General features: G+C 41.7%; 10 protein-coding genes. 4 read left to right on the forward strand and 6 right to left on the reverse strand.

Going from position 1 to position 12,554, the window contains the following annotated elements:
- Positions 1-7: 7 nt before the first annotated feature.
- Positions 8-1,645: an electron transfer flavoprotein-ubiquinone oxidoreductase gene (locus tag ACS8FB_RS13315; protein WP_439263616.1), complete on the forward strand. Its 1,638-nt coding sequence runs from the start codon at positions 8-10 to the stop codon at positions 1,643-1,645.
- A gap of 112 nt (positions 1,646-1,757) precedes the next feature.
- Here ACS8FB_RS13315 and ACS8FB_RS13320 read toward each other — a convergent pair whose 3' ends face one another.
- A complete protein-coding gene (locus ACS8FB_RS13320) occupies positions 1,758-3,254 on the reverse strand; it encodes an alanine/glycine:cation symporter family protein (protein ID WP_439263603.1) in 1,497 nt (498 codons plus the stop codon).
- A 1,181-nt stretch (positions 3,255-4,435) separates the two neighbouring features.
- Here ACS8FB_RS13320 and ACS8FB_RS13325 point away from each other — a divergent pair.
- The 3 genes from ACS8FB_RS13325 (at position 4,436) to ACS8FB_RS13335 (ending at position 7,282) form a co-directional block, all read left to right on the forward strand.
- A complete protein-coding gene (locus ACS8FB_RS13325) occupies positions 4,436-4,696 on the forward strand; it encodes a DUF4212 domain-containing protein (protein ID WP_299221704.1) in 261 nt (86 codons plus the stop codon).
- Positions 4,697-4,699: 3 nt separating this feature from the next.
- Positions 4,700-6,568: a sodium:solute symporter family protein gene (locus ACS8FB_RS13330; RefSeq protein ID WP_439263605.1), complete on the forward strand. Its 1,869-nt coding sequence runs from the start codon at positions 4,700-4,702 to the stop codon at positions 6,566-6,568.
- Between the two features lie 168 nt (positions 6,569-6,736).
- Complete coding sequence (locus ACS8FB_RS13335) at positions 6,737-7,282, forward strand: hypothetical protein (RefSeq protein WP_439263607.1); 546 nt, start codon at positions 6,737-6,739, stop codon at positions 7,280-7,282.
- On the opposite strand, the gene ACS8FB_RS13340 is transcribed toward ACS8FB_RS13335, so the two are convergent.
- The 5 genes from ACS8FB_RS13340 to ACS8FB_RS13360 all read right to left on the reverse strand — a co-directional run bounded on the left by ACS8FB_RS13340 (position 7,279) and on the right by ACS8FB_RS13360 (position 12,132).
- Positions 7,279-7,884 carry a rhomboid family intramembrane serine protease gene (locus tag ACS8FB_RS13340; protein WP_299221696.1) on the reverse strand — a complete coding sequence of 202 codons (606 nt, stop codon included), beginning with the start codon at positions 7,882-7,884 and terminating at the stop codon, positions 7,279-7,281. The two genes, ACS8FB_RS13335 and ACS8FB_RS13340, sit on opposite strands and share 4 nt — an antisense overlap.
- Before the next feature lie 26 nt (positions 7,885-7,910).
- Positions 7,911-8,957, reverse strand: coding sequence for a 5'-nucleotidase (locus ACS8FB_RS13345; RefSeq protein ID WP_299221694.1), 1,047 nt, complete (start codon positions 8,955-8,957; stop codon positions 7,911-7,913).
- Positions 8,958-9,239: 282 nt separating this feature from the next.
- A complete protein-coding gene (locus ACS8FB_RS13350; protein WP_439263610.1) occupies positions 9,240-10,529 on the reverse strand; it encodes a TRAP transporter large permease in 1,290 nt (429 codons plus the stop codon).
- Complete coding sequence (locus ACS8FB_RS13355; RefSeq protein WP_439263612.1) at positions 10,526-11,053, reverse strand: TRAP transporter small permease; 528 nt, start codon at positions 11,051-11,053, stop codon at positions 10,526-10,528. The genes ACS8FB_RS13350 and ACS8FB_RS13355 overlap by 4 nt, the downstream gene beginning before the upstream one ends.
- Before the next feature lie 20 nt (positions 11,054-11,073).
- On the reverse strand, positions 11,074-12,132 hold the full coding sequence (locus ACS8FB_RS13360; protein ID WP_299221686.1) for a TRAP transporter substrate-binding protein: 1,059 nt from the start codon (positions 12,130-12,132) through the stop codon (positions 11,074-11,076).
- Positions 12,133-12,554: the final 422 nt, after the last annotated feature.

Genomic DNA, 12,554 nt, shown 5'->3' on the forward strand with positions numbered 1-12,554 from the left:
CGAATCGATGGAGTTCGACGTTATTATCGTCGGCGGCGGTCCTGCAGGTCTGTCTGCGGCTATTCGCTTACGTCAGCTTGCCATTGAAGCAGGCAATGACGAATTTATGGTATGTGTTGTCGAAAAAGGCTCTGAGTTTGGCGCACATACGTTATCAGGTGCGGTGATTGAGCCACGTGCTTTGGACGAATTGATACCTGATTGGAAAGCTAAAGGCGCGCCTTTAAACGTGCCGGCTATCGAAGACCGTGTTTACATGCTAGGTTCTGAGACTAAAAGTACCAAGCTGATGGACTCAATCGTACCAGCCAGTATGCATAACGAAGGCAACTATATTGTCTCATTGGCCAATGTTGTACGCTGGCTTGCTGAGCAGGCAGAAGAGCTGGAAGTTATGATGTTCCCAGGCTTCCCAGCTTCTGATATTTTATACAACGATGATGGGTCAGTAAAAGGTATCTTGACCGGTGATATGGGCGTAGCCGCCGATGGTGAAGCCAAAGCCAGTTTTGAGCCAGGTTATGAATTACTGGCAAAATATACTATTTTTGCTGAAGGTTGTCGTGGTCACCTTGGCAAACGCTTAATTAGCCGTTTTAGCCTAGATAAAGACTCTGATCCGCAGCATTATGGTATCGGTCTAAAAGAGCTATGGGAAATTGCACCAGATAAACATGAGCAGGGTGTGGTCATGCATGGCTCAGGTTGGCCTTTAACTGACACGGGGTCGACAGGCGGCTGGTGGTTATATTTCGACGAAAACAATCAAGTTAGCTTTGGTATGGTGATTGACTTATCGTATTCTAATCCATACATGTCACCGTTTGATGAAATGCAACGCCTAAAGTTACATCCGCTTATTCGCAATATCCTAGAAGATGGTAAACGCGTCTCTTATGGTGCGCGCGCTTTGACCAAAGGCGGTCTAAACTCTTTACCAAAATTCACTTTCCCAGGTGGGGTACTTGTGGGTGATGATGCAGGGTTTTTGAATCCAGCAAAAATCAAGGGCACACATACTTCAATGAAGTCAGGCATGCTTGCAGCTGAAGCCATCTTTGAAGCACTACAAGCCGATCGTCAGCATGATGATGTGGTGGCATACAGCACGATGTACAAAGAATCATGGCTTTATGAAGATAATTATGAAGCACGTAACTTCGCGCCTGCGATGCACCGTATGGGCCAATGGATGGGTGGTGCCTTTAACTTCATCGAACAAAATATCCTACGTGGCAAAATGCCATTGACTATTCATGATAATTTAAAGGATTACGATCAGCTAGAGCGTGCAGCTCATGCATATCAGCCCGTATATCCTAAACCTGATGGTAAACTGGTCTTTGATAAATTGTCTTCAGTATTTATCTCCAACACCAATCATGCAGAAAACCAGCCCACACACTTGAAACTGACAGATCCGACAGTACCTGTGTCTATTAATTTACCGTTGTATGCTGAACCTGCACGTTTATACTGCCCAGCTGGTGTTTATGAAGTGACAAAAGACGCTGAAGGCGCAAAGTTTGTTATCAACGCGCAAAACTGTGTCCACTGTAAAACTTGTGATATTAAAGATCCGTCACAGAACATTACATGGGTAACGCCAGAAGGCGGCGGCGGTCCTAACTATCCAAACATGTAAATCATGTTTTAGATAATTTTCATTATAAACAGCTAGCTACTTTCCAATAAAAACCGCCCTTATCGTTAAGGGCGGTTTTTTATACTTATCTATCTAATTATTAAAATAAAGCTTAGTCGGTCCAAGCATCACGATTTGCCTCATCTTTCAACTTAACAAAGTCATCAGGGTCAAATTTGATTTGGTCTCCAGTTTTGCCTTCTTTTACTTGACGTTCATAGTCACGTAATATTCTAAGTGCCACAGGTGATAGGATTAGAATGGCTGTTAAGTTGGTTAAGGCCATAAGCCCCATAGATAAATCAGCAAAGTTCCATATCGCAGGTAGACTTGCGATGGCACCGATGAACACCATCCCTAATACCATAAAGCGGAAAATCATAATCATAACTTTGGCGTTTTTGGCACCAGAGATAAACTCAAGATTAGACTCACCATAACTGTAATTAGCAATGATAGAGGTGAATGAGAAAAAGAAAATAGCAATAGCAACGAATATAACACCCAGATCACCAACATACTGTGATAAAGCCAACTGCGTTAGCTGAATACCTTCTTGTTCAACGTTTGGATCAACCACACCTGACAGAATAATGATGGAGGCTGTGGCAGTACAAATAATCAATGTATCCATAAAGACACCTAGCATTTGCATAAAGCCTTGCACCGCTGGATGATCTGGATAACTTTTAGCAGTTGCCGCAGCATTAGGTGCTGAACCCATACCGGCTTCGTTGGAGAAAAGACCACGCTTGATACCGTTAATCATTGCCTGAGCAATACCATAACCAATGACACCGCCTGCTGCTTGCTCAAAACCGAATGCGGACTTGACAATAAATGCGATAGCAGATGGAAATTGACTAAAGTTAGTGACGATAATAAATAGCGCTAATAATATATATAAAATGGCCATTACTGGGACAATTTTACCTGCAATACGCGCGACCGAACGTAATCCACCAAAGACTACTGGTGCGACCAATACCACCAATACTACGCCCGTCATCCACGTAGGAATACCAAATGCTTCGTTGGTTGCCTGTGCGATAGTATTTGATTGAACACCATTAAAAGCCAAACCAAACGCAACGAGCAAGCATATGGAGAAAAATATCGCAAGCCAGCGTTTACCTAAGCCTTTTTCGATATAGTAAGCGGGTCCGCCTCGGTACACGTTATCGCTATGAGGTACTTTGTATGCTTGCGCTAAAGTCGACTCGATAAAACTGGTCGACATACCAACGATTGCAGTCATCCACATCCAAAACACAGCCCCAGGCCCGCCAAGATAAATGGCTATCGCGACCCCTGCCAAATTACCCGTACCAACCCGTGCAGCAAGAGAGGTCATCAAAGCTTCAAACGAGCTGATACCACCATCTTTGCGGCCTTGATTAGACACACGTAATAGTTTCCACATATGTCCAAAATGGCGGAACTGAATAAAGCGTGTGACCACTGTAAAATAAAGACCTGCACCAATTAATACGAACATTAATAATCCGTACCAAGGGTTATTAACAATTAACCAATCGTTATTACCCCAAATGATACTAACACCGTAATTTACGATATTGTTAAACCAACTTGCTATCCCTTCGCCCATACTTTCACCTTCATTTCATATATTAGTGATGCTGTAAACTGCATCATAAGCTTATATTGTTTGTCCGATGGTTTTGTAGTTAGCGCTGTCTTTAAAGCCAGAGCGCAACGCCATCAGTAACCGTTACTACGAAGGTTATCTTCGATCTTTTCTTAAAATGCCTTATATGATTACATTGGCTGTAACCAAACCGAACATTCCTGTATCTATATTTTAACTCACTATGAGTGTTTTGGCTCTTTTACTCTAACCGACTAGAAGGCAATAAGCTTAAACCAACATAATTCTCTTAAATATACAAAGAATTTAGTCAAATTATCATTATTCGCGTGCCCCCTATCAACCTACGTTACTACTTACGTTAATTTTTTTATAAAATAAATGGCGGAAAGTGAATATAACCATTAAGATAACAAGGAAATTTACTATTTTTCAGTCTAAAACGATAGTTGAGAAATCGTTTTTGTTCCAATCAGCACCATAATTAATATTAAGTTTCTGCTAAATAAACATTTAGTTACAATAAGTAATTTACATTTAATTATTGTTAATTGAGTAAATATTGTATATATTCCTAATAAGTTTATGACTAACCAGTTTAATAATAACAATATTGTTATTTGACTTTTATAACAGATGTACAGATTTTGTAGTTGTCTATAATTCTTATATACATTTTTAGTTTTGGCAAGTGTAAAACATATGTGTAAAAATAACGATTACAGTGATGTTGTTTAATCAATAATAAACTTATTTATGATCAAATTTGTATTGTTAACTTTATCTACCTCAGATACAAGTCAAATAGAGTTTAACAAACAGAATATTCAAAAGGTTGGATAAAAACGACGGAGTGTTAATTTATATAAACCTCCTTTGAATTTTTAAATTACGCTGTTCTCTAAGATACGTTGCTACGTTACATTGTCAGCGATATTGCACCAGTGATTATATCTTTATAAGATTTTAGTGTTACAAGAAATCGCCTCAAGCTTATCCATGTTGTTGGTAATTTTTGATTAATAATATTGATTGGTCATTCTGTTTTAGTTTTTTGTACCCTGTGGCTCTATTCTTTCGCTATAAACGATACAGCTTTAGACAGTATATGCTAAACCATAATGACTTATTAAAACTCAATTATTAGTCTTGTATTTATGTCAGGCAAAAGGAGTTGTCCTATGGAAAACCACAACGACCCATCCGGTTATTGGCGTGCCAATGTCCGTCTCATCTTAGGTAGCCTTGTTATCTGGGCTCTATGTTCTTATGGCTTTGCTATTTTATTACGTCCGCTACTTGCAGGAATTCAATTCGGTGGTGCTGACTTAGGCTTCTGGTTTGCGCAGCAAGGATCCATTGGTATATTCATTATCTTAATTTTCTTCTACGCTTGGCGTATGAATAAGTTGGATAAACAATACGGCGTAGATGAGGAATAAGCCATGAGTCAGTATGTCATTAATATTATTTTTGTAGGGCTATCTTTCGCGCTCTACTTCGGTATTGCTATTTGGGCTCGAGCTGGGACGACCAGTGAGTTCTATGTGGCAGGCGGCGGCGTTCACCCTGTCGTCAACGGTATGGCGACCGCGGCTGATTGGATGAGTGCGGCGTCTTTCATCTCTATGGCAGGTCTTATTGCAGCAGGTGGCTATGGTGCGTCCACTTATTTAATGGGTTGGACTGGTGGTTATGTTCTACTAGCCATGTTACTTGCTCCTTACTTACGTAAGTTCGGTAAGTTTACCGTTCCTGATTTTATTGCCGATCGCTTTTATTCTAAGACTGCAGCTATGATTGCCGTGGTTTGTTTGATTGTGGCGTCTACCACATACGTTATCGGTCAGATGACAGGTGCTGGTGTTGCCTTCTCACGCTTTTTAGAAGTTGAGAATGATACGGGTCTGATTATTGCTGCTGTCGTGGTTTTCTTCTATGCCGTACTAGGTGGTATGAAAGGGATTACTTATACACAGGTTGCGCAGTATGTGGTCTTGATGATTGCATATACTATCCCTGCGGTCTTCATCTCACTTGAGCTAACTGGTAACCCTATTCCAGGATTAGGCTTATTTTCAACACACGTAGAATCAGGTATTCCATTATTAACTAAGCTTGACCAGATCGTGGTTGACTTAGGTTTTGAAGCTTATACTGCTGATGTGCCTAATAAGCTTAATATGGTGTTATTTACCTTGTCGCTTATGATCGGTACAGCAGGTCTACCGCACGTTATCATTCGCTTCTTCACTGTACCTAAGGTGGCTGATGCGCGTTGGACTGCAGGTTGGACGCTAGTGTTTATCTCTTTGCTATATTTTACAGCCCCTGCAGTTGGTGCTATGGCGCGTCTAAACTTAAACGATACTATTTACCCGCAAGGGGTTGATCAGCCTGCGCTTGAGTACAATCAGCGTCCTGATTGGATGAAAACTTGGGAAGATACAGGTCTCATTAAGTATAATGATCTAAATAACGATGGCCGTATTCAAAGATACTTTGATAGTGGTCTTGGTAATGCTAAGTTGGCATTAGCAGCAGCTGAATCTGAAGGAGGCGACGTTGCTGCAGCTACTGCGGCGGTAGCAAAAGCACAAGACGCTCATGATCAAGAGCTTGATGGTCGCTTTGCTGATGCTGGCTGGGCTGGTAACGAGCTTGATGTCAACAATGATATCATTGTATTGGCGAATCCTGAGATTGCACAGCTTCCACCTTGGGTTATTGGTCTAATTGCTGCAGGTGGCCTGGCAGCAGCATTATCGACAGCAGCAGGTCTATTGCTCGCAATTTCATCAGCCATTAGTCATGATCTAATCAAACGTAACTTAAATCCAAACATCACTGATAAAGGTGAGTTACAAGTCGCTCGTATCTCTATGGCGGTCGCTATTGTTGTGGCTACTTGGCTCGGACTAAATCCACCTGGATTTGCCGCACAGGTCGTTGCATTGGCTTTTGGTATTGCAGGTGCCTCACTGTTCCCAGCGCTAATGATGGGTATTTTCTCCAAGCGCATTAATAACTTAGGCGCTATTTGTGGCATGCTTACCGGCCTACTTACGACCTTGGTTTACATATTTGTCTTCAAAGGCTGGTTCTTTATTAGTGGTACTGCCAACTTCCCTGATACTGCTGAATATTGGTTGTTTGGTATCTCGCCATTATCATTTGGTGCGATTGGTGCGCTACTTAACTTTATCGTAGCCTTTGTGGTATCTTACGCTACTGCGCCTCCACCGATGCATATTCAAGAATTGGTTGAGAGCGTACGTTCTCCGCGCGGTGCTGGTGGTGCAATAGATCACTAGTCTTACGTACAATGATATATGCTTTGTTATTATATATCACTCACAGGCAGTAACTGCTTGTGAGTGATTTTTTTATCTCATAATTAATAATTATCTCACAAGAGTTGATATGTTCTACTTTGTTAGATGCCTCTTATCAAACATGGCTATTATGTTAAGGAATATTTTATGCTTTTTGAGTTTATTGCCACCATAGCTGCTGCCTTTGGTATGGCTGGATTAGCACTTATCATAACTCACCTCAGTAAATTGGCTGGTAAACGCGCACCAAAATGGCTAATCCCTCTATTTGCCGCTATTGGTATCTTTAGTTTTCAGATTCATCAAGAATATAACTGGTATCATCAGCAAGTCGCTAAGCTCCCTGAAGGTGTAACCGTTATTAAAACAGCTGAAAGTACAGAATGGTTTCGTCCATGGTCTTACGTTAAACCACAAATATTACGCTTTATAGCAGCAGATGTTGATAATGCGAGCGTACAGCTGGACAACTCGGATATATATTTGGTCAATTTGTATTTGTTTGAAAGACGTAGGAGTGTGCAGAAAATTCCACAAGTTATAGACTGTAGTGTTCCTGCACGTGCAGATTACGTACTACCAGAAAAAGGCAGTACGCTTACAATTGATGAGCATGTGAGACAAACAACTGCATGGCGAGACTTGGCAAAAGATGAGCTACTATATACCAGCGTCTGCCCCACTAAAGCCTAACTACGAACGGTCGTACTCGTATAATGATGCTTCGAGTTTGCTCCTAATAGCAAGCCGGCGCATAAACCGCCAAAGTGCGCGGCAAAAGAGATACCAGACTGTGGCATCAGTCCTTGTTTGATAATAAGCCAATAACCTGTTCCCATGACAATACAGGCCAGTAAGTAACCCCAACGCTTAGCGAATAAGGCTCCCCCTATCATATAGCCGAGCATGGCAAAACACAGCCCTGAAGCACCGATATGTATGGATAATGGCGAACCAATGACCCACGTAACTACTCCTGAGGCGACAACCAATTTAAAAACGGTGCGATAAGCGTTGTTTTCAAAAAACCCAAACAAAAATAAAATCTGTAATAAGGTTACTGTGTTACCGAGTAAGTGAGAAAAATTACCATGCATTGTCCATGAAGCAACTATGCCGATCATACTGCCTATGTCTAATGCACGTGGCACAATACCAAAAATATTCCACAGTCCAAATAATACAAACTCATTTAAAAAAAACATCCCCCACATTGGTACAAGTACAAAAGCATATAAGCCAATAACCTGCTTAAGTCGAACCATCACCAATGCTAATACTTGTCGCCAACTCATCTTTGATCCTCTCTTTTAACTTTATATTAATGGTCTACAGAAGAAATAACAGGCTGTGCGGAGGTAAAGGGTAATAGCGAAGTATCTTTGTTAGCAGTTAAATAACTATTAGCATATAGTAAAGACGTTGAGTGATAAGGCACCAATGCAGTAGGAACAAAGTGACGAGCCGCGTTAATATGCTGAATGGAGTCATCAAAAAAGATATGCGGTGCAAAGGTCTTAAGTACTGCTGTTTTTTCAAGCCCTCCTAAGAAAAATGCCATATCAACATCTACGCCCCACTCACGTAGCGTCTTGATAGCGCGTAAATCAGCGGGTGCATTACGAGCTGTCACTAGCGCAATCTTTATTGGACAATGATCGAGCCGTGCTGGTAAACGTTCCTGTAAGCTTGAAAGCTTAATTAACAGTTCAGCATAAGGACCTTTCTCAATCGGCAAATCACGCATCAATGCTTCACGTTCATGGAAAGCCTGCAAACCTTGTTGCTTATATAACAACTCTCCTGAATCGTCAAACAGTACAGCATCGCCATCAAAAGCTATACGCAACTGCTCAGTATCAAGCTCATAGGTATCTACAGGCGTGGCATCAAGTATCGCACAAGCACAGATATTAGCATCTGCAACTTGTTGCGCGTCGTCACGATTGGTAGTCAAAAATAGGTCTACTTTAAAATCTGCAATATAAGGTGCAACCGGACTGCCAGAGATAAAAGCTGAACGTGATATATTTAGTCCATGAGCGCGTATGGCATTGAGTACTTGAATACCAGTATCAGGGCTACTTTTTGAGACAATAACAACTTCTACTAAAGGGGCTTCAACATCTGAATCTATTGGTGGCTGATTGTAGTTGTTTAAATTAAGAAGAGCCTGAATGAGCGGATAACCTGCACCTATGTTCAAATCATCATTCTCACGTACTGCCATATAATCACGAAATTCTTTGACGGCATTATCAGGCCTTTGTTGCAACAATTGCAATAAATGGTTTTCTGATTCTGATAAATCAAATAGCGCTGTTGCAGAAATTGCAACTATCAAGGTATTACTAAAATCAACTGCCATGACTATCTCTACTTATAATATTTCATATATTCAACATTTTAGGTGACCAGTTTACTACATCTTCAGTGTTCTTATAATCTTAAGAACTGATACGCCAATATCATTTAATTAGTAAAATTAAGATGTTAAATACTATTAATCATTTGTCTGAGCATTACCATCTAAATCTAACAAGGTAGCATTGGAGTAAACAGTCTTATACAAAATCCACAAAAAAGCCATACCGTTATAATAACGATATGGCCTAAAGAGATTAATTCTAAAGCTTATTATTCATCAGCTTTAACCAAGCAGCACCAAAGAGATCGCTGGGAACGCAACCAGAATAACCAAGCGAATGACATCAGAGACAATAAACGGTGCCACTCCACGAAACATATCAGATAGTTTGATATGCGGGGCCATCGCCTTAATTACAAAGATATTCATCCCCATGGGCGGCGTGATAAGACCAAGCTCCACCGTCAACACTGCAATAATCCCAAACCACACCGGATCAAACCCAAGGGCCAAGATAATTGGGAACACCACGGGAATAGTGATCACCAGCATCGCAAGGGCATCCATAAACAACCCAAGTAAAAAGTACATAAACAAAATACAGATTAAAACAATCATCGGACTGACCGCAAGTCCCCCAATCCACGTCGCTAACGAATAAGACAGGCGAGAGACTGAGACAAAGTAGCCAAGTGCCTCTGCCCCAAGTAGCATAAAGAACACCACCGCAGACAACGCCAAGGTTTCAATCAATGACTGCTTTAGTCCCTCCATACGCATGCCTTTGACAGCAGCATAGGCCCAAGAAACAAACGCCCCAACTGCAGCCCCCTCTGTTGGGGTGAACAGACCAAAGAAGATACCGGCGATGATCACAATAAAGATAAAGGTGAACGGTATCAATCCTGTCAATGAGAGTAGCTTGGCCTTCCAAGAGGTTGACTCGCCGCGCTGAGCCAAGTGCGGTTTCCAGCGCACCATGATCATGACAGTGATCGAGTACATGAGCATGCCAAGCATGCCGGGCAAGAAGCCTGCGATAAACATGTCACCAACGGACTGCTGGGTTAGGATGGCATAAACCAGTAAGGCGATACTGGGCGGGATCATAATGCCAAGCGTACCGCCCGCAGCCAAGATGCCACAAGCAAAGCCTGGCTGATAGCCGTATTTCTCCATTTGCGGCAGGGCCACTTTGGTCATAGTGGAGGCAGTGGCTAAAGAAGAACCTGAAATGGAGGCAAAGATGCCGGAGGAGCCGATACCAGCGATACCAAGACTGCCTCTGACACCGCCAAAGATGGTACGGGTAGCTTCAAAGAGTTTGCCGGCCATCCCTGAGTGAGTGGCAAAGACGCCCATTAAAATAAATAAAGGTATGGCGCTAAAGTCGTACTTTGCTAAGACGTCGACGGGGATGTCTTTGAGCATCTGCAAAGCGCCACCGGCTGAGGTAACAGCGCCAAAGCCAACCAGGCCAACACCAAGCATGGCAAGAGCAACTGGGACACGTATGACAACCAATAGAATCATGACCAATAGGCCGATGGCGCCAATCATTTCTGGACTCATGCGCCTGTCTCCTCGGCGTCAAAGAATTCGCCTGTTTTAAAGATGTTGATGGATTCGATTAGGGAGCGTATGGCCAGCAGTAAACTTAAGAAGGCGCTGATGGCGTAGATGGGCATCATGGAGATGCGCAAATCTTGGGTGACTTTGCCAAATTCGATGGCGTCGATGGCGCTTTCATACAGTCCCCAAGTAAAGACGAGACCGATGACAAAAAAACCTATCATGAACACGCCCATCATGTAGCCTTTAAGGGCTTGTGACATCTTTTGGGTGAAGACGTCGACGATGATCTGTGAGCGCTCGACGAAGGCGGCAAAGGCGGCCAGTAGCGCAAATAACATGAAGTAGGAGACGATCTCGACGCTACCTTTGACAGTAAAACCAAACTCGCCGCCCGTAAGCTTGAAGACATAGCGGGCAATGACATCAAGCATAGTGGTTAAGACAATGATGATTAGGCTGATGCCGCCAATAAACTGGCACAGCCTTGAGATGAGAGTGCTGAGGTTGACTAAAAATGCCATGGGAGATTGCCTTTAATAGGTTAGACTTTACAGGCAGCGCTGGCAGCTTTGGCTTTCTCATATACGCCATCGGCATCCAAACCTAAAGCATTGACGTCGGCCAAATATTTCTTAGTACCGTCTAATAGAGGACCTTTCCAGTCAGGGTCGTTTAGAGGATCGGGTATTTCAACGATTTCATCGCCTTTGTCTTTAGCTGCTTGTATGGCCATCTCATCATGCTTATCAAAAACTTCACCGACTTTGTTAGCAAGCGCCATACCTGAGTTATTGTCAAGTACCTGTTTTAAATCATCAGGTAAACTTTCATACTTATCTTTATTCATAGTAACCATAAGTGCTGAACTATAAAAAGGAATGTTAGTATGATACTTCGTTATTTCATCAATCTTAAAAGCTGTGACTGCTTCCCATGGGAAACTAAGTCCGTCCACAACACCTCTCTGTAAAGAAGTATACATGTCGTTAGCGGGTAAGCCGACAGGTGAAGCACCTGCGCTTTCAATAATGTCACCAGCGACTGCTGAAGGTCTGCGAATGCGCATGCCTTTCATATCTTCAGGTGTACGGATTAATTTATCAGTAGTATGTAGAGAACCAGGTCCAGCACCATACATGAATAACAGATGTGAATCTTCATATTCACCAGCAAGCGTACCATCATCATATAAAGTTTGTAGCATACAACCCATCTGAGTAGCCGAATTAGACAAACCAGGAAGCTCAGTAATTTGAGTTAAAGGAAAACGACCATTGGTATAACCATGTGCTTGAGAACCTATATCGATTGTACCCTTTGCAGCAGACTCATAAGTGACATCAGCTTTAGCAAGACCTGCTGAGGGGTAGAGCTCGACTTTTAATCGACCATCAGAATCAGTTTCAATCTGTTTGGCCCAAGGTTCAAATACTTCCTTGCTGATAGAAGAAGTGGCTGGCCAAAAATGCGAGAAGCGCAAAACAGTGGTTTCTTTGGAAGAAGCTGATGAAGCATCAGTACTTTCAGATGTTTGATTAGAACAGCCTATGATACTCATGGCCGCTAAGGCACCTATTGAAAAAAGAGGAGCTAACTTCATTATCAATTCCTTTTGATAATTATATGGAAAGAAAGAATTTCGAGTGAATAATTATATAAAACTTAAAATATAATAGATTTGAAGCTATATTTTAAGTATATACATAAACAATACTTTTTATCACATCGTAAAGCAATTATTACTTATAGATAAAGATTACATTTGAAATTATCAGCTATAATGATATAAGTCAAATCATTTTGAGTCAATATACTGATTATCTGATAAAATATAGTAACGTTAGTAACTACAAAATTTAATTATGATTAAATAGTGTTTGTGGAATACTACACATAGTAATTTTAGATAAAATGAAGCTAAAAAAAGCCCCCACAACAACGTTGCGGGGGCTTTTTAGGAATAGAGAGCTGACGATGACCTACTCTCACATGGCCGGAGCCACACTACCATTGGCGCGATGA

This window comes from Psychrobacter sp. 1U1, from assembly GCF_051847535.1.
Taxonomy (GTDB): Bacteria; Pseudomonadota; Gammaproteobacteria; order Pseudomonadales; family Moraxellaceae; genus Psychrobacter; species Psychrobacter saeujeotis.

Excerpts from the sequence above, each read along its gene's own strand:
- ACS8FB_RS13335 (WP_439263607.1), top strand. The coding sequence starts at position 6,737 with ATGCTTTTTGAGTTTATTGCCACCATAGCTGCTGCCTTTGGTATGGCT.
- ACS8FB_RS13315 (WP_439263616.1), top strand. The coding sequence starts at position 8 with ATGGAGTTCGACGTTATTATCGTCGGCGGCGGTCCTGCAGGTCTGTCT.
- ACS8FB_RS13360 (WP_299221686.1), bottom strand. The coding sequence starts at position 12,132 with ATGAAGTTAGCTCCTCTTTTTTCAATAGGTGCCTTAGCGGCCATGAGT.
- ACS8FB_RS13350 (WP_439263610.1), bottom strand. The coding sequence starts at position 10,529 with ATGAGTCCAGAAATGATTGGCGCCATCGGCCTATTGGTCATGATTCTA.
- ACS8FB_RS13355 (WP_439263612.1), bottom strand. The coding sequence starts at position 11,053 with ATGGCATTTTTAGTCAACCTCAGCACTCTCATCTCAAGGCTGTGCCAG.
- ACS8FB_RS13340 (WP_299221696.1), bottom strand. The coding sequence starts at position 7,884 with ATGAGTTGGCGACAAGTATTAGCATTGGTGATGGTTCGACTTAAGCAG.
- ACS8FB_RS13325 (WP_299221704.1), top strand. The coding sequence starts at position 4,436 with ATGGAAAACCACAACGACCCATCCGGTTATTGGCGTGCCAATGTCCGT.
- ACS8FB_RS13320 (WP_439263603.1), bottom strand. The coding sequence starts at position 3,254 with ATGGGCGAAGGGATAGCAAGTTGGTTTAACAATATCGTAAATTACGGT.
- ACS8FB_RS13345 (WP_299221694.1), bottom strand. The coding sequence starts at position 8,957 with ATGGCAGTTGATTTTAGTAATACCTTGATAGTTGCAATTTCTGCAACA.
- ACS8FB_RS13330 (WP_439263605.1), top strand. The coding sequence starts at position 4,700 with ATGAGTCAGTATGTCATTAATATTATTTTTGTAGGGCTATCTTTCGCG.